We start from the raw sequence: 21,934 nt of genomic DNA, 5'->3' as shown, positions 1-21,934 counted from the left end.
TGGTGTGGGAGCGGGTGGCTGGGCGGGGAGCAGGTCACGGCGCAGACCGCTAGAGAGCGATCGCGAGCGCGAGTACCGAGAGCAGCGGGAGCACGCCCTGCTTGAGGGCCGCCCCCCGCTTGTCGGGCGCGGAGAAGAACAGGACGAGGGCGGCCGCGGCCATGGAACCGGCACCGGCGAACAGCAACGCGGCCCCCACCGGAACAGAACCGACCAGGACACACACGATTCCGACCACCGCGACGATCGCGAGGAAGAGGTTGTAGAAGCCCTGATTGAAGGCGAGCTGCTGCGTGTTCCGCGCCTCGTCGAGGCTCAGTCCGAAGACCCGGCGGGCACGGGCACTCGTCCACATGAGGGACTCGAGGACGAATATGACGACGTGTACCAGCGCCGCGAGGGCGGCGAGGACAAGAGAGAGGGTGAGCATGATGAGACCTCGTTGGATAGATGGGGACCGGACGTTTCTGAACTGATCGTTTCAATATATACTAGACTGACTGTTTCACAAAAGGAGGCCGATCATGGGTCGCGCACAGAGCTTCGACACCGCTGCGGCCGTTCGCTGCGCACGCCAGGTCTTCTGGGAGACGGGCTACGAGGACACGGCGATCCCGGCTCTCGAGAGCGCCACCGGCCTGAACCGCTCGAGCATCTACAACGCGTTCGGGAGCAAGCGTGGCCTCTTCGACGCGGCAGTCGACAGCTACCTCGATGAGGTCATCCGCCCACTGCTACTGCCGTTCACCGCGTCCCCTGTCGCCCCCGACGCGATCGTCGAGTACCTCGGCAGACTGCGCAGTGCGTTCCTCAACGCCGACTCGTCGGCATCCGCGAACGGGTGCCTTCTCATCAATTCGGCGAACGCTCCGATCGCGCGGGACGCGGCGGTACGTGAGACCGTCGCCGCGTATCGCGAGGAACTGCGCGCGGCCATCGGCCGCGGCGTCGCCGCCCATCGGCCCGGGCACGACCCGAACGCCAACGCCCGTCTCGCCGACGCCTGCACTGCGATGATCGTCGCGGCCTTCGCACTCACCCGCGTCGACAACGCTGCCGCACTGCAGTGCATCGACACCGCAGTTCAACTGCTCGATCACCACACCTGACGACCGGTGCGGGGACAACCCGACCTCGCTCACACGACTGCCGACCGCGGGCACGTTCGTGGAGACGATACCGATGGCCGGTTCGGCAGTAGCGTGTGCTCATGTCGATCCGGGAGTCACGACTGCGCGGTGCCGGTGCAGGAGATCTCTCGTGATTCTCACCGGCCGCGTGGCCGCCGGTGTTGCCGCAGGGCATATCACGCTCGCGTTCCGACGGTGGAAGAAGCCACGCGTACGGAGCGGCCACACCTTCCGCGGCTCGGCCGGCGTGGTGAGAGTGGGCGAGGTCTCACTGGTCGCCATGCACGACATCACGGAGCAGCACGCCACCGCAGCGGGAGCGGCATCCGTGGCGGAACTCGTCAACACCCTCCGGGGTGAGCCGGACGATCCCATTTTCATGATCGAGCTGGCATCGGCGGGGCCCGACCTGCGCGTACAGCTCGGCAACGACGACTCACTCACGGACGAGGACTGCGCCGAGATCGATCGACGCCTCGCGCGGTTCGATCAGAGCAGTCGCCACGGCACGTGGACGCTCCGCACGCTTCGCCTCATCGAGGAATATCCCGGTCGGACCGCCGAGTCACTGCGCGGCAGCATGGACGGCGACACGGACGGCGACACGGACGGCGGCATGGACAGAGCCGTCTTCAAGCGCAACGTCCGCAAGCTCAAAGACCTCGGACTCACACGAAGCCTGCCCGAGGGCTACGAGCTCTCCCCTCGGGGTTCGGCATACCTCGCCCGTCGCGTCCCCGACTGACACGCTCGGGTGTGCCGCCCCAGGAGGTCCGCGAGCCGGTCGCGGTTCGCCACCGGGAACTACCTCTGCAGCGACCTGTCGCCGCGCAACGGGACCGACACGTCCCCGCCCGACTCCTCGGTGATCCGTCGACCCATCTGGACGAACGTCGGTTCGGACACGAAGCCTCCGGCGAACAACGCCTGCCCCTGGACGAACGAGGCCGATCGGCGGATCTGGTCCTCACCGGCGAAGCCGAAGACCTCTGCCAACTCCACCAGGTCCCGCGGCGAGTTGACGCGCATGAGCCCCAGGTTGTCGCACTGCGAGAGCACGTTCGGGTGGATCTTGTTGGGACGCTGGGTCGACAGCAGCAACCACAGCCCGAACTTCCGACCCTCGGCGGCGATCTGCACCAGTTGACGGGTCAGCGCGCGCTCGACGTCGGTCGTGGGGTCCGGCGGGCAGATGTTGTGCGCCTCGTCGATCACGATGAGGATCGGCTCGCGGCCCTCGCGCCGCGTCCACAGGTGCTCCAGGACCGCCAACGCCGCGACCTTGGACTCGGCCGGGTGGGTGAAGCCGCCGAGATCCATCACGGTGGCACGCGGGCGCTGATCGATCACGTCGACGACGGAACCGGCCCCCCTGGACCACAGATCCCATTCGAGCACCTGCAGGTTCTCCATCCGGTAGGACAGCCGGACCTCACCGGGGTCGGTCGAGGCCCGGAGCGTCGCGACCGCTTCCACCGAGTCGAAGTTCTCGGCGCGGACGTCGGTACGCAGGAGCACGTTGTACTCCTCCGCGTCCGCGATCGGGTCGAGCTGGAGCAGAGCGGCCTTGGACGCCGGGGACAGGTCCGTGTACCGGGCGTGCAGCGGCTCACCGCGCCCTTTCGACGAGCGGAAGACCCGGATGTCGGTCTCGGCCAGCCGCGCGGCATCGGCCTCACCCGCACTCTCGCGGGCCTCGGGCAGGCGCACGAAGTCCGCATTGGGGTCCAGGATGAGCATCGGCAGCTCGGTGTGTAGGAGCAACTGCTCGAGAACCACGCCCAGGGCGTAGGTCTTACCGCTGCCGCTCTGGCCGCACCAGAAGGTGTGACGGTTGAACCGTCGGGCGTCGATGGTCACGGACTCCCCCGGGACATCGACGTCGGTACCGATCGAGAGCCCGGTCATTCGTCGCCTCCATTCGATTGGTTTCTCACACTAACCCGCGGATCGGGCGACCGGTCAGCGTTCGAAACCCCGGCGGGTGTCGTCGAGAATCCTCGGCCTGTCCAGCGTCGAGGGCTCGAGATCCATCGGTGCCACGTCACGACCGAACTCGGTGGCGGTCCCCAGAACACCTGCGTCGAGGTACCGGAGGTCGTCGACGTCGGTCCGCAACCGCAGGCCCGGTGGCGTCCCGTCCTTCGACGCGAGGACGAAACCCCAGTCACCGAACGTCGGGACGTGGACGTGGTAGGGGGTCGTGCCCCACCCGGCGGACCGTACGGTCGACACGGTTCGCCAGTACTGGTGCGGGGTGGAGTACGGACTGCCGGACTGGACCACCATGAGGCCGTCGTCCCGGACCACCTGCCGGACCAGGCCGTAGAACTCCTGCGAGTAGAGGCGGGACAGCGCGGGATTCCTGGGGTCTGGCAGGTCCACGAGAACGGCCCCGAACCCACCGACGGGAACCGCGCCGTCGCCACCCCTGCGGAGCCAGGCGAACGCGTCGTCGACGACGACGTCCACCCTCGGGTCCTCCAGCGCGCCCTCGTTGTCCGCACGCAGGTGCGTCCTCGCGATCCGCAGGACCGCGGGGTCGAGTTCCACCTGCACCACCCGACGGATTCCGGGAACGCCGAGAAGGTCCCGGGCCGCCAGTCCGTCGCCGCCGCCCAGGACCAGAACGTCGCTCGGTCGGCCGGCGACGGCCGGGAGGACCAGCGACTCGGTGTACCGGTACTCGTCGAGACTCGAGTACTGGAGGGTGCCGTCGAGGTAGAGGCGGCGATCCGTGCGGCCGTTGTACTTCGCTCTGGTGACGACGATCTCCTGGTACGCCGACTGCGTGTGCGCGATCACGGGGTCCGGATACAGGCGGGCCCGGGACCACTCCGTCACGTCGTCGACGGCCACGAGGAGTGAGGCGAGAAGGGCGGCGACGAGAGCGAGGACCAGGCCCGCGGCGACCGCTCGCGCGCGGGTGAGGAAGTGACGCAGGACCAGTGCCAGGAGGATCGCGGCGGCGGCGATGTTGACGAGCCCGGTGACGGCCGCCGCCTGCTGCATCCCCATTGTCGGCAGGAGGAGGAACGGCCAGAGCAGTCCGCCCACGACCGCCCCGAGATAGTCGGCGGCGTTGAGGTTCGCCAGGGTCCGGCCTGTCTCCTCGGCCCCGCTCAGTCGGCCGGCCTGCAGTAGCGCCATGAGCAACGGCACTTCCGCTCCGACGAGGGCACCGATCGCCGCGGTGGCCAGGACGAGGACCACCAGGGAGCCGGTCTGCGACCCCAGGGTGGTGAAGGCGACGTACAGCAAGGTCGCCGAGACCCCTCCGACGAGCCCCAGCGCGCCCTCGACCCAGACGAACGTCGATGCCGCGCGGTCGACGAAGGGCTTGGCCAGCAGTGCGCCGAGTCCGAGAGCGGCCACGAATCCGGCCACGATGAGACTCGTCGCGACGATCCCCCCGCCCAGGACCGTCGTCGCGAGGGTGAGCAGCGCCAGCTCGTAGATGAGGCCGCAGGCCGCGCACGCGGCCACCGAGGCCAGGACCACCGGGCGCCACCACCGCCCGGTCGGGATCCGCGCGGTGGCGACGGTGTCGGACTTCTCGGCGGCCGGCGGCATTCCGCCCCGCTCCTCAGGCAATGGCGGCGGCGTTGACCGCGGCAACGGCGACGAGGGTCGCCGCGACGGCGAGCGAGGCGGTGCTGAACGTGGGCGAGGCGACCAGGTCGCGGAAGCGGCCCGGCACGGCGAGTTCGAGTATCACCAGCGTGACGGCCTGGAACACGACACCCAGGAGCCCGTACACGACGACGTCGACCAGCCCCCACACGAGCGCGTCCGAGGCGTTCACCATCACGGTGACGACGATGATCGCCAGCGCCAGGGCCGAGGCCGCGTGGAGGGCCGCGGCGTTGGGCCGGTGATCGACGAATACGTGGTGCCGCAGACTGCCCGGGGTGAGCAGATCGAGCACGACGAAACCGGCGGCCAGCACCAGGGCACCGACCCCGAAGTACGCCAGGGATACTCCGATGCCGTCGAGCAGGTTGGGGATGTGGTCGGCCGAGTTCACCGTGTCTCCTTCGGGTAGGGGCCCTCAGGGCCGGTCGTGTCAGTGCCCTCTGGGCCGTTCGGGAGTGTCATTTGGGCCGTTCGGGAGTGTCATTTGGCGCCGAAACCGCCGGAGCTCCCACCCGAGGAACTCGCCGGACTCCTCGGCCCGAAGGCGCCTCCGAGGAACAGGAACCCGCCGGATCGCAGCGCCCGGGAGTTCTCGTCGAGCTGGACCCGACACGTCATCGCTCCCGAGGGCCCGACGAGGATCACGTCGTCTCCGTACCGCAGGAACTCGGTCTGGTCCTGCTGACCGTTCGCATCCGGGCGCTCGTGCGCCGAGATGTCCGCGACGGTGGCAGCCTTGTCCCCACGGCACTCGAAGGTGTTCGAGTCGTTCGCCACCGGCGTGTAGTTCTCCCGGACGTACCGCACCGCATTGGTGCCGGCGGACACCAGGACGAGTCCGAGCAGGATCGCCATGACCCCGCCGATCAGGGCGATGATCCACCCCCGGTACCGGTTCACGATGCCTCCGTCAGCGCACGGGCGAGCGCCAATTCGAGCCGGGACACGGTGGTCACGACCTCGCCACCGGCTGCCGCACCGGTGGCGTCGATCGCCGGGTAGAGGTGCCACGTGCACCACTGCCACCCGGCCGGATCCGCGGCCGCCGACACGACGGTCAGCGCGCCCTCGGCACCGGGGAAGCGTCCCGCGAGAACTTCGGGCCCGGTGTCTCCGAGTGCGGTCAACCGGGCCACCACCATCGTGAATGCCTCGGGCGGCAGCGTCTCGACGGCTCCCCGGAGGTGGTGGGAGCCCCACGGCCCCAGGTGCAGCGCGCTCGTCGAGGGCAACCCTTCACCAGAGGTGGACGCTCGACAGGAGACCTCTTCCGTCACGGTGTCCCGTCCGTCGACCACCAGGGTGACCGCGTGGGACGCTCCGAGGATCGACAACCGTAGAGCGGCGGAGTGCTGCGGGTGCTCGAGGAGCGCGGTGACGAGCGACTGGGGTGCCGGCTCCGTGTCGACGCGGTACCCGAGGGAGGACGCCGCCACGTCGTCCGGTTCGAGGTCGAGTCGGTACAGGGTCACGGGGTGTACCCGTGAGCGCCGGGGGCGGGCGGAGCCGGGTAGACGGTGAACTCGCCGGGAGACAGCGGCCGACCGGTCGAGACCTCCCACCCGGCGCCGTCCCAGTCCTCGAAGGACAGGAGAGAGCTGCCATCGCCGGTCTGGTAGTCGCGGTACCGCATCCGACCCCGCTCGGGCAGCCCGGTGGTCCCCTCGCACGAGTACTCGGCCTCGCCGGACTCGTCCTCGCGGTGGACTCGGTCGTCGACGACCACCTCGGCCTGCGGACCCACCCCGAGCCCCTTCCTGGTGGTCCACCAGGTCAGCTCGAGTTGGCCCTCCTCCTCCTCGACCCCGAGCCACTGTGCGCCGTCGCCGCCGTCGAGGAGGTGCTCCCACCACACGAAGGATCCCTGCCGGAGGGTGATGGTGCCGCGGACCACGAAGTCGATACCGCCATAGGCGACGATCGCACCGGGTCCGAGGTTGCGTGGCCCGAAGCCGTGCACGGGTTGATCTGCGGCGAGAGGGTCACGTCGGTGCCCGCTGGAGTCGGGCCTGCGCGTCCTCGACATCTTGAGGGCGATCCCGATCCCCGCGATCACCACGACCACCACACCGATCACGATGAGTAGTTCTCCCACCCCGCCTCACCCCTCATCGAAGTCCCACTGCCCGACGGGCCCGTCGGGCCCGTGCGCTTCCGGACGCAAGGCTAACCCAGAGGATGGTCGTTCCTGTGCCTCACCACGAGGTCGCGGCCCGATGTCCGGGTCAGAGGTACTGGTCGGCCCAGGCGCTGATGATCTTCGCCGCGCGCTCCGCCTGGCCATCCACGGTGAGGAAGTGATCCGAGCCCTCCAGCGAGACGAAGCTGCGGGGGTGGAGCGCCGCCTGGAAGATGTGTGCGGCGTTGTCTATCGCCACCGTCGCATCGGTCGGCGAATGGATCACCAGTAGGGGCCGATCGAGGGTGCGGACGTGGCCGATGAGGTCCGCGCGGCGCACGTCCTCGACGAATTCCCGCTTCAGCGTCATCTCCCGGCCACCGATCGACCAGGTGCCGCTGCCCTCCTCCAGGACCTCGCCGACGATCGCGTCGTAGTGCCGCTCCACATCGGCGGGCTCGGAGGGGGCCCCGATGGTGACCACAGCCCTGACGCTCGGCACCTGTTGCGCCGCCAGGATCGCCGCAGCCCCGCCCCACGAATGGCCGACGATCAGATCCGGCGGGGTCCCCCTGTCGGTCATGAACTGCGCGGCCAGCACCGTGTCGGCGACCTTGGTCGTGAAGGACCCGTCGCCGAGGTCACCGTCGGAGTCCCCGATGCCGAGAGCGTCGTGGCGCAGCATCCCGATCCCCTCCGCTGCCAGGCTCCGCGAGATGCGGGACGCCGCGGGGGAATCCTTGCCGAGTGTGAATCCGTGCACGAACAGTCCCCATCCGCGCAGCCCGCCCACGGGCGAGTCCAGCACGCCGGCGAGCTCGAAGCCCTTGGTACTGGTGAAACGAATGCTCTCGGCCATACCCGCCATCACACCCGCAGCGGAGTCGCCGGGTCAAGGCACCCGCGCCGACCCCGGCCTATGAGGGTCACTTCGTGGCCGTCGCGACGGGTCTCGGCACCGTATCTCCCCGTCGTCTAGCGGTCCTCGTCCGTGAGGTCTATCGACCACGCGTCACGGTGCGACACGATGAGCACCGAGGGCCCGGGAGCCAGATCGAGGACGAACCCGGCATCAGCGCTCGGGGTGGTCACCACGTTTCTCGGCGTCCCGCCCGAGCGAGGGAGGGAGAACTCAGTGACCGCCATCCCGACAGCGGTGTCTGCTCGGCTCCCCGTCATCGGTCCGCCCTCCCCGTCGTACAGAAAGACCCGCGTGCCTCGTCCCTCGCTCGCCAGCGGCGGGGCCGACGACACCGGCACCACCGAGAGCTCCCACACGCCGTCCCCCTCGACCTCGAGCCCGTGCGGAGCGGGATTCGCCGGCCACCACATCGACTCGCCGTCAAAGGTCCCCCGGTCGGCGGTGTTCGCTTCGATCACGCCGTCGATGAGGATCATCTGTTTCTCGCCCTCGGCATCAAGACTCCACAGAACTAGTGGTTCGGTTCCCTCATAGGTCATCCGGACGATTCCGCCATCCGCGTCTGCGACTTCGGGGGGTAGAGGAACGACCGCCTCGCCTTCGCCTGACGCCTCGACGGCATCGAAGCTCCCATACCGCTCGTCAGCGCTCTCTGCCGCTGAGCTGTCGGCAGCAACCGGTGACGGCGACGAGGATGCCGCGGGTTCGTCGGTCGAGGCAGAATCACCCGAGCATCCGACGAGGAACGCGGAGAGCGCGACCACGACCGACCCAGCGGCGCGACTGTAGCGAAAAGACCGGACCATCATCACTCGTCAATCAACCCCCGAGATACCACACCACGCGTGACATGAGGAAAACCTGGTTGCAGATGTCGATGACCGAGAACTGCTCGGTCACGTCGTCGCGGCGGAGGATCGCCGCTGTCTCGAAGCGTGCCATAGCGGGGGCGCTCGTAGCGTGCCCTGCCCAGTGCACGCTCCGTGCCGGGGTCGCGGAGCAGTCCGATCTCCCCGGTGAGGTGATCGCGCCATCGGGCACCCTCGGGGGCCTCGCCGGGCTATCCGCCGGGTCGGGAGACGTCTCAGGGGCGGGAAATGACGCAGGGAAGGGAAATGACGCAGGGGCGGTCTCCCTTACGGGACACCGCCCCTGCGCTGGCGTCGGGCTGACAGGATTCGAACCTGCGACCCCTTGACCCCCAGTCAAGTGCGCTACCAAGCTGCGCCACAGCCCGCCCGCCACCGCGTCTCGCGCGGCGACTGGATCAGACTAGCGCACGCCTGTCACAGCACTCCAATCGCCTGGTCACTTGCGCTGTCGACGCTCCTTGACGCGAACGTTCACGCGCACGGGAGAGCCGTCGAAGCCGAAGGTCTCGCGCAGGCGCCGCTCCAGGAATCGCCGGTAGCCCGCCTCCAGGAATCCGGTGGAGAAGAACACGAACGTGGGGGGCCGGGTGGTGGCCTGCGTGCAGAAACGGATCCTGGGCAGCTTCCCGCCCCGCATCGGTGGCGGGGTGGCGGCCACGACCTCGCTCATCCACGTGTTGAGCGGACCGGTGGGGATGCGCTTGTCCCACGAGTCGAGTGCGCCCTCCATCGCCGGCACCAGCTTGGCCAGGGCGCGGCCCGTGGTGGCCGAGATGTTCACGCGGTACGCCCAGGTGAGAATCTTGGACAGTTCCCGGTCGATCTCCTTGTCCAGGTCGTACCTGCGGTCCTCGTCCACGAGGTCCCACTTGTTGAAGGCGATCACCAGCGCACGACCGGCATCGGCGACCATCGAGATGACACGCAGGTCCTGCTCGGTGATCGGTTCGGAGGCGTCCAGCAGGAGTACCACGACCTCGGCGGCCTCGATGGCGCCGCGGGTGCGGAGCGAGGCGTAGTACTCGTGCCCGTACGCCTGGTTGACTTTCCGCCGCAGACCGGCGGTGTCCACGAAGCGCCACGTCTTGCCGCCGAGGTCGACGAGCGAGTCCACGGGATCGACGGTGGTGCCGGCGACGTTGTCGACCACCGACCGCTCCTCCCCGGTGAGCTTGTTGAGCAGGCTCGACTTGCCGACGTTGGGCTTGCCGACCAGCGCAACCCGTCGGGGGGCGTCGGTCGTCTCGCGCATCCGGGCCTTGGAGGGCAACCGGCGCAGGATCTCGTCGAGCAGATCGGCGGTGCCGCGGCCGTGCGCGGCGGAGATGGCGTAGGGCTGGTCCAGGCCCAACCCCCAGAATTCGGCTGACTGCAGTTCCGCCTTCTCGCTGTCCACCTTGTTGACCGCCAGGATCACGGGGGTGCCCGAGCGGCGCAGGCTCTTGGCCACCGTCTCGTCCGCAGAGGTGATGCCCACGTTCCCGTCGCACACCAGGACGATGAGGTCGGCGGTGCCCATGGCGATCTCGGCCTGCTGCGCGATGGAGCGGTGCATGCCCTTGGCGTCCTGCTCCCATCCACCGGTGTCCTGCACCATGAAGGTCCGGCCGTTCCACAGGGCCTCGTAGGACACGCGGTCCCGGGTCACGCCGGGGACGTCCTCCACGACGGCCTCGCGGCGGCCGATGATGCGGTTGACCAGTGTGGACTTGCCCACGTTGGGTCGTCCCACGATGGCGACGGTGGGCAGGATCTCCACCCCGTCGACCTCGGCGCCGATCTCCTCGGCCCATTCCTCGGCCACGGCGTCCCAGTCCGTGTCGTCGTTCCAGGCGTCCTCGATAGTCTCCTCGACGGGGCCCGTGGGTAGATCGAAGTCCTCGTTACTGGTCATTGTGCGTTCCCTTCTGCGGCGTCGCCGTGCGACGCGTCGGCGCCCTCTGCGAGTGCGACCAGTCGGTCGAGCACCTCGTCGAGGGTGAGATCTGAGGTGTCGATGACGACCGCGTCATCAGCGGGCCGGAGCGGGCTCGCGGCGCGGGTGGAGTCCTTGCGGTCGCGCTCGATCACGGCCGCCAGCACCTCGTCGTAGTCGGCGTCACGTCCGGCGAGGCGATCTTGTTCGGTGCGGCGGCGGGCCCGGATCTCCGGGCTCGCGGTGAGGTAGACCTTCACCTCGGCGTCGGGGAGAACCACGGTGCCTATGTCGCGGCCCTCGAGGACCACGGTTCCGCCACCGGATGCCAGGCGCCGCTGCAGGCCGACCAGGTTGACCCGGACCTCCGGAACGGCGGAGACCGCCGAGACGCTGGCGGTGACGCGGGCGGTGCGGATCTCGTCGCTCACGTCCTCACCGGCGAGCAGGATCCGCTCGGAGCCGGCGTCGGTGCCGATCTCCATCGGCAGGTCGGCGGAGGTGGCGATCACTGCGGTGGCGTCCTCCGGGTCGATCCCGGCGCGCAGGACCTGCAGGGTGGCCACCCGGTACATCGCGCCGGTGTCGAGGTAGGCGCCGCCGAGCCGTTCCGCGAGCGTGCGGGCGAGTGTGGACTTGCCGGTGCCGGCGGGACCATCGATCGCGATCCGGCGCCGGGGGGCGCTGCTGTACCCGGTCGGCGCGCTCACAGGCCCACCGCCGAGTAGAGGTCCGAGACCTCTTTGCGGTTGAGCTTGCGGAAGCTCCCCGCGCGCTGGTCGCCCAGGGCGACGGCGCCGAACCGGATCCGAACCAGCGATTCGACGGGGTACCCGACCTCGTCGAGGAGACGGCGGACGATGTGCTTGCGGCCCTCGTGGAGCACCACCTTGACCAGCGAGCGCCCCTCGTGGACATCGACGATCGCGAACTGGTCGACCTTGGCCGGGCCGTCCTCCAGCTCGACCCCGTCGCGCAGCTTCCTGCCGACGCCCTTGCCGACGACTCCCGTCACGGTGGCCATGTAGGTCTTGGACACCTCGTAGGACGGGTGCATCAGACGGTGCGAGAGCTCGCCGTCGTTCGTCACCAGCAGCAGTCCCTCGGTGTCGGCGTCCAGGCGGCCCACGTGGAAGAGCCGCTGACCGGCGTCCACGCGGTCGGCGACCAGGTCACCCACGCACGGCCGGCCCATGTCATCGGACATCGTGGTGTGGTACCCGCGGGGCTTGTTCAGCGCCAGGTAGACCAGGTCGTCGTCGAGGACGATCCGGGTACCGTCCACGCGGATCACCGCCGTGGTGGGATCGACCTTGACGCCCATCTCGCGCACGATCTTCCCGTTCACCTCGACCCGCCCTCGGGCGATGAGGTCCTCCGAGGCCCTGCGGGAGGCGATCCCGGCCTGGGCCAGGATCTTCTGGAGGCGGACCGGTGAGCCGTCTCGGCCAGCGGACTCAGTCATGAGTGCGTCACATCTCTTCGTTCTCGTGTTCATCGGCGGGGTCGGGCACAGCGGTTCTGCGCCGCCCCAGGGGTATCCGCGGATCGTCCGCGGGATCGTCGCTCATCTCGTCGACCAGGTCGACATCCGGCAGCAACGGGGCGATGTCCGGGAGCTCGTCGAGCGACGTGAGTCCCAATCTTTCCAGAAATAGCTCCGTCGTCCTATACAGCATGCCCCCGGTGTCCGCATCGGTGCCGCATTCCACGGCCAGCCCACGGGCCACGAGGGTCCGCATGACCCCGTCCACGTTGACCCCGCGGACGGCCGCGATGCGCGATCGGGTGACCGGCTGCCGGTAGGCGATCACCGCCAGCGTCTCCAGTGCGGCGCGGGTGAGCGTCGACCTGGTGCCGTCGGTGAGGAGCCGCTCCACGTACGGTGCGAGCTCCCGACGGGTGTAGAGCCGCCATCCCTCATCGGTGCGCCTCAGGTCGATACCGCTGCCCACCGCCGTGAGGTCATCGCGCCACGCCCGCAGCTCAGCCGCCACTTCTGCGGGTGTCGACCCCGCCGCCGAGGCCAGCTGCCCCTCGGCGGCCGGCTGGTCAACCACCAGTAACAGCGCCTCGAGTCGGGCCCGCAACGGCGGGGCACCGGGGTCGTGGAGTTCGTCGTCGTCGTTGACCCCACCGGGTCCCCCCGCCCACGGTCCGTTGTCCTCAGTCACGTCCATTCGTCCCTCCCGCGTGTCACCTCGGCGGCCTCCCCACCGGTCCAGCTCACCAACAGGTCACCGAGCGCCTCGTCCTGGGCGAGCGCCACGGCGCGCGCCCGGTACAACTCCAACAGGGCGAGGAACCTGGCGACGACGACGAGGGAGTCGCTGCACCCGGAGACCAGCTCCCGGAAGTCCACCCATTCGCCCCGGCCACGGAACCTCAGCAGCTCCAGGACGCGGCCGGCCTGCTCGGGGACGGACACGGTGGCCGTATGGATGTGCGAGACCCCCACCTCCTCGACCGGGCGGGGCCGGAACGCCACGGCGGCGATGGTGGCGAACTGCTCGATGTCCACACCGAGCTCCACCTCGGGCAGCAGGTCCAGGAACTCCTCGTCCGGGCCCGCCGTCCGCGGATAGGAGTGACGGGCGGTCCTGTCGAGTTCCGCGAACAACTCGGCCACCTGACGGAACGCCCGGAACTGCAGGAGACGGGCGAAGAGCAGGTCCCGCGCCTGCAGCAGCGCCAGGTCCTCGAGGTCCTGGACCTCCCCGGACGGCACGAGTCGCGCGGTCTTGAGATCGAGCAGCGTGGCCGCCACCACCAGGAACTCGGTGACCTCCTCGAGGCCCGCCTCCCGACCGAGCTCGCGGGCGTGCGCGATGAACTCGTCGGTGACCGAGTGGAGGGCGACCTCGGTCACGTCGAGGCGCCGCGAGTCGATGAGCTTGAGCAGCAGGTCGAACGGGCCGGTGAAGTTGGTCAGGTGGACGGTGAACGCGCGCGGGCCCTCGGCCTCGTCGACCCCGGTGGTAGCGACCTCAGTGGTGCCCTCTCCCGGAGGGAGCCCGACCCCGGTCACCGGACCTCTCACCTGCCGCGCTGGATGACCTCGCGAGCCAGTGCCCGGTAGGCCTGCGCCCCCGCCGATCTGGGTGCCCACGTGGTGATGGGTTCCCCGGCGACGGTGGTCTCCGGGAACCGGACGGTACGGGTGACGAGGGTGTCGAAGACCTGGTCGCCGAACACCTCGACGACCCGGCCGAGGACATCGCGGGCGTGGACCGTCCGGCGGTCGAACATGGTGATCAGGATCCCGGTCAGGTGGAGCCGCGGGTTGATGCGGTCGCGAACCTTCTCGATCGTGTCCGTGAGGAGTGCGAGTCCGCGCAGCGAGAAGTACTCGCACTCCATCGGGATCAGCACCCCGTCCGAGCAGGCCAGGGCGTTGACGGTGAGCAGACCCAGCGACGGCTGGCAGTCGATCAGGACGTAGTCGTAGCGGTCGAGCACCGGGTACAGCGCTCGGCCCAGCGCCTGCTCGCGCCCGACCTCGTTGACCAGCTGGATCTCCGCGGCGGACAGGTCGATGTTGGCGGGGATGAGGTCCACGCCCTCCACCCTGGTCCGGACGAGCACCTCCTCCGTCGACACGGTGTTGTCCACCAGGAGGTTGTAGACGGTCAGGTCGAGCTGGTGGTGCGGGATACCCAGACCGGCCGACAGCGCTCCCTGCGGGTCGAGGTCCACCACGAGCACCCGGCGGCCGTACTCCGCGAGGGCGGCGGCCAGGTTGATGGTGCTGGTGGTCTTGCCGACCCCACCCTTCTGGTTGCACATCGAGACGACCATGGCCGGACCGTGGGAGGTGAGCGGCTGCGGCTCGGGGATCGCGGAGAAACCCTCGCCGGCCGCCGGGTCGTCGGCCCCCAGGAGTTCCGCGCGGGAGAACAGTGCGGGATCCATCGTCCCAGAGTCCTGCGCCACCCGCGTCTCCTCTCGCTGCGTCGTCACCTGCGCTCAGGCCGGTCCCCGGTCACGTTACCGTGCTCGAGGGTGGCACTCGGCCCAGACCTCGCGGAGCGTGTCGACGGTGACGAGGGTGTACACCTGCGTCGTGGTGACCGAGGCATGGCCCAGCAGCTCCTGGACCACTCGGATGTCCGCCCCGCCGTCCAGTAGATGGGTGGCGAACGAGTGCCGGAACGAGTGTGGCGAGATGTCCAGCTCCACACCCGCCCGCTCGGCGGCCACGGCAACCACGTTCCACAGGGACTGCCGGGTGATCCGCCCGCCACGGGTGTTGAGGAACAACGCCGGTCCGCCTCTGACCGCCATCGCGGGTCGGGCGCGCACCAGGTAGGCACCGACTGCCACGCAGGCCGGACGCCCGACCGGGACCACCCGTTCCTTGCCCCCCTTGCCGCGCAGGATCACGGTGCCCCCGCCGGGGTGATCGAGACCGTCGAGGTCGTCCACGTCCAGTCCCACCAGCTCGGCCGCGCGCGCCCCGGTGGCGTACAGCAGTTCGAGCATCGCCCGGTCCCGCAACCGGGCGGGGTCGGTGTCCACCTCGGTGCCACCCGCGGCCTCGATCACCGCGATGATCCGGTCCACGGGAAGCGCCTTGGGCAGTCGTCGCGGAGGGCGGGGCGGGGTCACGGACGCCGCGGCGTCGACGCGGGTCACCCCGTCCCTGGTGGCGAAACGGTGCAACCCCCGGACCGCGGCCAGAGTGCGCGCGACCGAGCTGGGCGCGAGCGCACTCCTGCCGACGTCCGGGTCGGCGGTGGCGAGGCGGGCGCGGAACTCCTCGACGTGGGACTCGGTCACCGCCCCGAGGTCCCCGACGCCCGACTCCGCGAGGTACTGCCGGTACTTCTCCAGGTCACGCCGGTACGCGGCCAGGGTGTGGGTGGAGGCCCCCTGTTCGACGGCGAGGTGGTCGAGATAACCGCGGATCTGGACCGCGACTCCGCCGGGCTGAGTCATGGCGGTAGGGCCGGCGTCATCACAGGTACGCTCCCGTCACCATCGCGGGTCTGCCCCGGTCAGAGCCCGGCGATCGACGCGCGTGCCGCGAGGATCCCGGCCACGGCGATGCCGTTGACAATGCGTCCGTCCAGGACGGCCTCCACGGCCTCGGCGAACGGCATCCGCGCCACCTCCATGTCCGCTTCCTCGTGCTGCGCCTCGGGCCTGCCCACCTCACCGAGTTCCCTGGCCAGGAACACGTGGACACGTTCGGTGCAGAACCCCGGCGACGGCACGATCGAGATCACCGGCTCCCAGGACCGCGCCTCCAGACCGGTCTCCTCGAGCAGTTCTCGGCGCGCGGTCTCCACGGGCTGCTCGCCCTCGACGTCGCACAGCCCGGCCGGGAGTTCCCAGAGCCGCTCCCCCACCGCGTGGCGGTACTGCCGGACCAACGTCACCTGATCCCTGTCGTCCAGCGCGATCACCGCGACCGCGTCGTCGTGCCCACAGATCTCCCGGTCGGCGGTACCCCCGCCCGGCATGGTGAGCGTATCCACGCGCAGCCTGACGATCCTGCCGTCGAAGATCTCGCGGCTGGCGACGGTCCGGTAGTCGTGCGACCCGGGGGCACCGGTGTCGGACACGCCGATCAGCTTCCGTCCGAGCGGACGTCGGAGGTCAACTCGGGCTCGGCACTGCCCGACCGGGACCCGGTCCCGGCCGCCCCGGCGCCGGTCTGGTCCTCCCGCCACGGTTCCACCGGCAGCCGCATCTCGTTCTCGTACGCCAGCGCCGCCTTGACGAACGCCGCGAACAGCGGATGCGGGCGGGTCGGCCGCGACTTGTACTCCGGATGGGCCTGGGTGGCCACGAAGAACGGGTGCTGCTCCGGCGGGTACTCGACGAACTCCACCAGATGACCGTCGGGCGAGGTGCCGGAGAATCGGAGACCGGACTCGGCGATCTTGTCGCGATAGGTGTTGTTGACCTCGAAGCGGTGTCGATGCCGCTCCGAGACCTCGGTCTCGCCGTACGCGTCGGCGACAACCGATCCCTTGGTGAGCACGGCCGGGTACGCACCCAGACGCATCGTCCCGCCCAGATCGGCCTGCCCGGCGACCGCGTCGACCTGGTCGGCCATGGTGGAGATGACCGGATGCTCGGTGTCCGGGTCGAACTCCGTCGAGGAGGCGCCCTCGAGCCCCACCGACCGGGCCGCCTCGATCACCGAACACTGCAGTCCCAGACACAGACCCAGCAGCGGGATGCCGTTCCTGCGGGACCACGAGATGGCGCCGAGCTTGCCCTCGATGCCGCGGATGCCGAAGCCTCCGGGGATCAGCATGCCGTCCACGCCGCGGAGCGCCTCGCGGGCACCCGCCTCGGTGACGCACTCGTCGGACTGGACCCACCGGATGTTGACCCGCGCCCGGTGGGCGAAACCGCCGGCTCGCAGGGCCTCGGTCACCGACAGGTAGGCGTCGGGTAGGTCGATGTACTTACCGACCAGGGCGATCTCGACCTCTTCGCGGGGCTCGTGCACCCGCTTGAGGAGGTCACCCCAGACGGTCCAGTCGACGTCCCGGAACGGCAGGTTGAGCTTCCGGATGACGTGGGTGTCGAGATGCTCGCCGAAGAGGACCTTCGGGATGTCGTAGATGCTCGGTGCGTCGGGGGTGGAGACCACGCCCTCGAGGTCCACGTCGCACATGAGAGCGATCTTGGACTTGAGCCCGTCCGGCACATCCCGGTCGCACCGCAGGACCAGACCGTCCGGGACGATACCGATCGACCGCAGCGCCGCCACGGAGTGCTGGGTGGGCTTGGTCTTGAGCTCACCCGACGGTGCGAGGTACGGCACCAGCGAGACGTGGAGGAAGAAGATGTTCTCCCGACCGACCTCGTGACGGACCTGCCGGCAGGCCTCCAGGAAGGGCTGGGACTCGATGTCGCCGACCGTGCCGCCGACCTCGGTGATCACGACGTCGGGGCGCCGCCCCTGCTCGTCGGGCGCGCCCATCGCGATGATGCGTTCCTTGATCGCGTCCGTGATGTGCGGGATCACCTGGACCGTGTCGCCGAGGTACTCGCCGCGGCGCTCCTTGGCGATCACCGCCGAGTACACCTGGCCGGTCGTCACGTTGGCGTTGGCGCTCAGGTCGCGGTCGAGGAACCGCTCGTAGTGGCCCAGGTCGAGATCGGCCTCCGCACCGTCCTCGGTGACGAACACCTCCCCGTGCTGGAACGGGTTCATCGTCCCCGGGTCCACGTTGATGTACGGGTCCAGTTTCTGCATGGTCACGCGGAGTCCGCGGGCGGTGAGAAGCTGCCCCAGGCTGGAGGCGGTGAGCCCCTTACCCAGCGACGACGCCACGCCACCGGTGACGAAGATGTGCTTGGTCGCGGACCGCGACGCGGCTCGGTTCAGTGCCAAGGGGACTCCCGTGTCCAGACGCCGGAATGGATGAATGCTGGTGTGGCTCCGGTGTACCCCACGGGGCTTCAGGCTATCACCGAGCGGGCGCGGTGGGGAGCGACGGCACCGCCGCGGTCGCATCCGGCCGCAGCCCGTAGTGTCCCTGCGCCCGGTCGAGCTGCTCCGCCAGCGCGAGGGCCGTGGCCAGACGACCCGCGTCGGAGGCCGCCGAGTCGACGGTCGAGACACCGTCCTCGCCGGAGGAGCGCAACACGGTGACCGCGTCGTATCCCGATGCGCCGGTGAGCTCGGCGGAGACGACCGTGCCCGCGCCTTCGCGGTCCAGGGTCCGCGCGAACGAGGCCAACCGGACCGCGGTCGACTCGTCCTCGACCGGGCCGCTGACGATCAACGTCAACTGACCGGGCCGGAGGGTGCCGGCCTCGAATTCGACGAGGTCCGCATCGGACAGCGTGGTGAGAACCGTCGCGCGGTCGTCGTCGTCCAGGTGTGGTTCCGCGTCCTCGGTGCGCAGCAACCCGGCGCGACCCAGCGCGGTGCCCAGCTGGGTGCCCAGGTCTGCATCGGTGGCCGGCGCGTCGCCGATCGGGAGGTTGGCCACGAGGGCCTGCACCTCGGCGTCGGCCTCCGGATCGAACGCCTTGTCCGTGAGCGTCACCCGCCCCGCGGCGATGCCGCCGGCGGCACCGATGACGTCGACGGCAGCGCTCACGTCCTCGTCGGAGGCCCCGGGTGCGACCACGACCAGCACGGGTCGACCCTCGAGGGTGCCGTCCACCACCGAGCCGGTGAGCTCACCGGCCATGGCGTCCAGACGGTCGGCGGCGAGCCGCTGCGCGGCGGACTCGTTCCTGGCCGTCTCGAGTTGCGCCGCTGTCGTCTCCTCGCGATCGACCACCGCGTCCCGGATCGACGTCGCCACGGACGTCGACCCCAGGACCACTCCCAGCCCGAGGGCGAGGAATACGGCAACCAGCGTGAGAACGTGGCGACGCAGAGAGATCAACGGACGAGCCCCTGGACCCAGAGAGCGAAGGTGTTCCAGGTGTCGATGGCCCAGATGAGCAGATCCTGGGCGGAATCGCGGGCGACCACTACCGCGGCCACCGCGATGAGCGCCGCGAGCACCACGAGGGCCAGTCCGATCCCGGCGCCGCGCGAGCGGTACAGGGTGGCGCACGCATCGGCGTGGACGAGGCGGGACGACACGGCCGTGTCGACCATCGTCGACGACGGTGCGGAGGAGGCGCCGAAAGCGTTCTCGAGACCACGGTCGTCACCGGTCACCACGATCATCTCCGCTCCGCCGTGGAAGGCCAGCAGCAGAGCCATGTCGCGCGCGGTCGCCGCGGCGGGGAAGGTGGTGGCGCCCACCCCGAGTTCGGTGACGCGCTCGAGGCCCTCGGCCCTGCCGTCCCGGTCCGCGGGCACGACCAGGACCGCGCCGTCCGTGAGGACCTCGTCGGAGACCGAGGTGGGGGTCGCGACCACGACGTCGGCGGAGAACCGGGCGGCGCGCAGCAGTTCGGCGCCCCCGTCCACGCCCACGAGTAGCGGTCGGTACTCCTTCATGAACGGCTTGAGTTCCGCGAGCTGCGCCTCCGAGGACCGATCCCCGGTCACCACCACCACGTGGCGACCGGTGAAGTCCACGTCGATCTGGGGCAGGCCCTCGCCGTCGAGGAGCAACTGGTGCTCGAGGCTGAGGAACTCCGTGGCGTTGGCCAGGTGCGCCAGTGCGGACTCCACGTACCCGTTCTCGGCCGCGTGGACCTCGGTGAGGAGCGTGGCGGGCCCTGCCTCGCGGCCGGTGGCCAGCTGGTCCTCGGTCTTGACGGAGTAGACGACTCCCTCGTCGATGCGGACGCGGGTTCCGTCCTCGACCTCGGCGAGGTCCGCGTCCTCGATGACCGGGATGGTTGACGAGGCCAGAATGCGGAACGCCGCCCGGGGCAGCATCTCCTCGCCGGGACGAGGAACGTGGACGACGGCGCCGACACCGGCGTCGACGACGGCGCGGGCCATGGCGGCCGAGGTCCGGTTGAGGTCGAGCACGACGACGTCCTTGACGCCGAGCTTCCTGGGGATCGGTGACCCCGCCCGGATCTGGCGGACGGTACCGACCACACCGGCGAGATCGTTGGAGCGGCGATTGAGGAGACCCGTCATCTTCATGTGCCCGAGTATCACGCGTGTGATTCGAGTGACGAGGGAGGTAGGCCCGGCGTGTCGGGTTAACGGTCGACTTGAGCTTGAGACTTCTCCGACCGCGCCTTCCCCAGGAGTTCCTCCGCGTGCGCGAGGCCGGTGTCGGTGTCCTCCATCCCCGCGAGCATCCGCGCCAGTTCGGTGACCCTGTCCGAGTCGTCGACCGCGCGCACGCCCGACACGACGCCGTCCCCGCCGGTGGCGTCCGCAGCCTTGTGGACCACGAGGTGGGTGTCAGCAAAGGCGGCGACCTGCGCGAGGTGCGTCACCGCGATCACCTGGTGCGTCCTCGCCAGCCTGGCCAGCCGCTTCCCGATGCTCAGTGCGGCGCGCCCACCCACTCCTGCGTCGACCTCGTCGAAGACCAGTGTCCCGCCTCCGGAGCGTTCGGCGAGGACGACCTCCAGTGCGAGCATCACCCTGGACAGCTCTCCACCCGAGGCCCCTCGGCCCAACGGGACGACTCCCGACGGCCCGTCGAGCGCCATCTCGACGTCGTCCAGACCCGACTCCGTCGCCGCGGCGAGGCCGTCTCCTGACGGTGAGACCCGGACGACCAGTCCGGCTCCTCCCATGGACAGTTCCGCCAGTTCGGACGTCACCCGCTGTGCCAGGTCCTCCCCCGCGGTCCGGCGAACCGCCGTGAGCTCGGCGGCCTGCTCCTCCAGCCTGGCGGCGAGTCTCGCGACCGTGGAGGTGAGCTCCGCCACCGCGGTGTCGGAGGTGTCCACCTCGGACAGGCGGGTACGCGCCTTCTCGGCCCACTCGATCACGTCGTCCACGTCGGTGCCGTACTTCCGGGTGAGCGCCCTCAGATCATGCCGCCTCTCGAGGGCCGAGTCGAGGTCCGCCGCGTCGACCGGGAGCTCGGCGAGGTAGAGGCCGAGCTCGGTAGCCGCGTCCCCGAGGGCGGCGACGGCCTGGTCGATGCTGGTGGCGATGGGGTCGAGCGCGGGATCCCCCGCTCCCGCGAGTCGCTGCCGCAGTTGGTCCAGGACGTTGACGACCGGCTCCGCGGTCTCGCCGTCCCCGGTCAATGTCTCGTGCGCCTGACCCGCCACCTCCCGCAACTCCTCCGAGTCGGTGAGGCGACGGATGACGGCATCGAGCTCGGCCTCCTCCCCCGGTCTGGGATCCAGCGCGTCGATCTCGTCGAGCCCGTGGCGTAGCAGGTCGGCCTCGCGGGCCAGCTCACGCGCGCGCCCGGTGCGTTCCGCCAGCGACCTCTCGGCCTCCCGCCAGCTGTGGTAAGTCTCCTGATAGGCCTTCAACGCGGCCCGCGCCGGCTCGCCCCCGTGGGAATCGACCGCCTCGCGTTGCCGGTCGGGACGCAGTAGTCGGAGCTGGTCGTTCTGACCATGCACGGCGAGTACCGGGGAGCAGAACCGGGCCAGCGTGCCGGCGGGAACGGAACGACCGCCCAACCGGGCCCGGGACCGTCCGTCGGCACCGACCCGGCGTGCGGCGATCACCGTGCCGTCCTCGTCGAGTTCCACGTCCGCATCCTCGAGGAGCCTGTCCAACTGCTGCCTGTCGGCCGAATCCATCGTCGCCGCAGCGGCCAGGTCGAATCGACCTTCCACCACGGCCCGGACGGCCCCACGCCGGACACGCCCCGGATCGGCGCGCCCCCCGGCCAGAAGCCTCAGTCCGGTGACGACCATGGTCTTGCCCGCACCGGTCTCACCTGTCAGAACCGATAGCCCCGGGGCGAAATCGGCCACGGCCTCGTCGATGACGCCGAGTCCGCTGATCCGAAGTTCCGTGAGCAC

The 21,934-nt window shown here is 69.8% G+C and carries 24 protein-coding genes and 1 tRNA gene; 2 read left to right on the top strand and 23 right to left on the bottom strand.

What is annotated here, in order from left to right; all coding sequences use genetic code 11:
• Positions 1-49 precede the first annotated feature (49 nt).
• Positions 50-430, bottom strand: coding sequence for a DUF1304 domain-containing protein (locus A6048_RS07360; protein WP_107749225.1), 381 nt, complete (start codon positions 428-430; stop codon positions 50-52).
• A gap of 94 nt (positions 431-524) precedes the next feature.
• Between A6048_RS07360 and A6048_RS07355 the strand changes: the two genes are divergently transcribed.
• Positions 525-1,109: a TetR/AcrR family transcriptional regulator gene (locus A6048_RS07355; RefSeq protein ID WP_107749226.1), complete on the top strand. Its 585-nt coding sequence runs from the start codon at positions 525-527 to the stop codon at positions 1,107-1,109.
• Positions 1,110-1,260: 151 nt separating this feature from the next.
• Positions 1,261-1,875 carry a hypothetical protein gene (locus A6048_RS07350; protein WP_107749227.1) on the top strand — a complete coding sequence of 205 codons (615 nt, stop codon included), beginning with the start codon at positions 1,261-1,263 and terminating at the stop codon, positions 1,873-1,875.
• A gap of 59 nt (positions 1,876-1,934) precedes the next feature.
• On the opposite strand, the gene A6048_RS07345 is transcribed toward A6048_RS07350, so the two are convergent.
• From A6048_RS07345 to recN, 22 genes are all read right to left on the bottom strand, one after another.
• Positions 1,935-3,038, bottom strand: coding sequence for an ATP-binding protein (locus A6048_RS07345; protein WP_107749228.1), 1,104 nt, complete (start codon positions 3,036-3,038; stop codon positions 1,935-1,937).
• Between the two features lie 54 nt (positions 3,039-3,092).
• On the bottom strand, positions 3,093-4,703 hold the full coding sequence (locus tag A6048_RS07340) for a polyamine aminopropyltransferase (protein ID WP_107749229.1): 1,611 nt from the start codon (positions 4,701-4,703) through the stop codon (positions 3,093-3,095).
• A 13-nt stretch (positions 4,704-4,716) separates the two neighbouring features.
• On the bottom strand, positions 4,717-5,157 hold the full coding sequence (locus A6048_RS07335) for a DUF350 domain-containing protein (protein WP_107749230.1): 441 nt from the start codon (positions 5,155-5,157) through the stop codon (positions 4,717-4,719).
• 89 nt (positions 5,158-5,246) lie between these two features.
• Entirely contained in the window at positions 5,247-5,666 is a 420-nt protein-coding gene (locus A6048_RS07330) for a DUF4247 domain-containing protein (protein WP_107749231.1), read from the bottom strand.
• Positions 5,663-6,238: a DUF2617 family protein gene (locus tag A6048_RS07325; protein WP_159110419.1), complete on the bottom strand. Its 576-nt coding sequence runs from the start codon at positions 6,236-6,238 to the stop codon at positions 5,663-5,665. The genes A6048_RS07330 and A6048_RS07325 overlap by 4 nt, the downstream gene beginning before the upstream one ends.
• Entirely contained in the window at positions 6,235-6,861 is a 627-nt protein-coding gene (locus A6048_RS07320; protein ID WP_107749233.1) for a DUF4178 domain-containing protein, read from the bottom strand. The genes A6048_RS07325 and A6048_RS07320 overlap by 4 nt, the downstream gene beginning before the upstream one ends.
• A gap of 130 nt (positions 6,862-6,991) precedes the next feature.
• Positions 6,992-7,744, bottom strand: coding sequence for an alpha/beta hydrolase family protein (locus A6048_RS07315; RefSeq protein ID WP_107749234.1), 753 nt, complete (start codon positions 7,742-7,744; stop codon positions 6,992-6,994).
• Positions 7,745-7,860: 116 nt separating this feature from the next.
• Positions 7,861-8,346: a hypothetical protein gene (locus A6048_RS18480; RefSeq protein WP_159110418.1), complete on the bottom strand. Its 486-nt coding sequence runs from the start codon at positions 8,344-8,346 to the stop codon at positions 7,861-7,863.
• Between the two features lie 280 nt (positions 8,347-8,626).
• The gene (locus A6048_RS18775; RefSeq protein WP_268817333.1) at positions 8,627-8,749 is read right to left on the bottom strand and encodes a hypothetical protein; all 123 of its coding nucleotides are present in this window, start codon (positions 8,747-8,749) and stop codon (positions 8,627-8,629) included.
• 221 nt (positions 8,750-8,970) lie between these two features.
• Positions 8,971-9,044 (bottom strand) — tRNA-Pro (locus A6048_RS07305).
• Between the two features lie 71 nt (positions 9,045-9,115).
• Complete coding sequence (gene der, locus A6048_RS07300; protein ID WP_107749235.1) at positions 9,116-10,573, bottom strand: ribosome biogenesis GTPase Der; 1,458 nt, start codon at positions 10,571-10,573, stop codon at positions 9,116-9,118.
• The gene (gene cmk, locus A6048_RS07295; protein WP_107749236.1) at positions 10,570-11,304 is read right to left on the bottom strand and encodes a (d)CMP kinase; all 735 of its coding nucleotides are present in this window, start codon (positions 11,302-11,304) and stop codon (positions 10,570-10,572) included. The genes der and cmk overlap by 4 nt, the downstream gene beginning before the upstream one ends.
• Positions 11,301-12,059 (bottom strand): pseudouridine synthase, encoded by a 759-nt coding sequence (locus A6048_RS07290; RefSeq protein WP_107749237.1) that lies wholly within the window; start codon positions 12,057-12,059, stop codon positions 11,301-11,303. Before A6048_RS07290 ends, cmk begins: the two co-directional genes overlap by 4 nt.
• Before the next feature lie 7 nt (positions 12,060-12,066).
• Complete coding sequence (gene scpB / locus A6048_RS07285) at positions 12,067-12,774, bottom strand: SMC-Scp complex subunit ScpB (protein ID WP_107749238.1); 708 nt, start codon at positions 12,772-12,774, stop codon at positions 12,067-12,069.
• Positions 12,765-13,622: a segregation and condensation protein A gene (locus tag A6048_RS07280; protein ID WP_162533928.1), complete on the bottom strand. Its 858-nt coding sequence runs from the start codon at positions 13,620-13,622 to the stop codon at positions 12,765-12,767. The genes scpB and A6048_RS07280 overlap by 10 nt, the downstream gene beginning before the upstream one ends.
• An 8-nt stretch (positions 13,623-13,630) precedes the next feature.
• Positions 13,631-14,506 carry a ParA family protein gene (locus tag A6048_RS07275; RefSeq protein ID WP_107749239.1) on the bottom strand — a complete coding sequence of 292 codons (876 nt, stop codon included), beginning with the start codon at positions 14,504-14,506 and terminating at the stop codon, positions 13,631-13,633.
• A gap of 75 nt (positions 14,507-14,581) precedes the next feature.
• A complete protein-coding gene (locus A6048_RS07270; RefSeq protein ID WP_107749240.1) occupies positions 14,582-15,532 on the bottom strand; it encodes a tyrosine recombinase in 951 nt (316 codons plus the stop codon).
• A gap of 59 nt (positions 15,533-15,591) precedes the next feature.
• Positions 15,592-16,161 (bottom strand): NUDIX domain-containing protein, encoded by a 570-nt coding sequence (locus tag A6048_RS07265; protein ID WP_107749241.1) that lies wholly within the window; start codon positions 16,159-16,161, stop codon positions 15,592-15,594.
• Positions 16,162-16,166: 5 nt separating this feature from the next.
• Positions 16,167-17,951 carry a CTP synthase gene (locus tag A6048_RS07260; protein ID WP_235027673.1) on the bottom strand — a complete coding sequence of 595 codons (1,785 nt, stop codon included), beginning with the start codon at positions 17,949-17,951 and terminating at the stop codon, positions 16,167-16,169.
• A gap of 76 nt (positions 17,952-18,027) precedes the next feature.
• Positions 18,028-18,960, bottom strand: a complete 933-nt coding sequence (locus A6048_RS07255; RefSeq protein WP_235027672.1) for a copper transporter — start codon at positions 18,958-18,960, stop codon at positions 18,028-18,030.
• Positions 18,957-20,129, bottom strand: a complete 1,173-nt coding sequence (gene steA / locus A6048_RS07250; RefSeq protein WP_107749242.1) for a putative cytokinetic ring protein SteA — start codon at positions 20,127-20,129, stop codon at positions 18,957-18,959. Before steA ends, A6048_RS07255 begins: the two co-directional genes overlap by 4 nt.
• A gap of 59 nt (positions 20,130-20,188) precedes the next feature.
• Positions 20,189-21,934, bottom strand: a complete 1,746-nt coding sequence (gene recN / locus A6048_RS07245; RefSeq protein ID WP_107749243.1) for a DNA repair protein RecN — start codon at positions 21,932-21,934, stop codon at positions 20,189-20,191.

It is taken from the genome of Dietzia psychralcaliphila, from assembly GCF_003096095.1.
Classification (GTDB): Bacteria; Actinomycetota; Actinomycetes; order Mycobacteriales; family Mycobacteriaceae; genus Dietzia; species Dietzia psychralcaliphila.
Note: the sequence above shows the minus strand (reverse complement) of the source record. Positions and strands in the feature narration are given on the sequence as shown.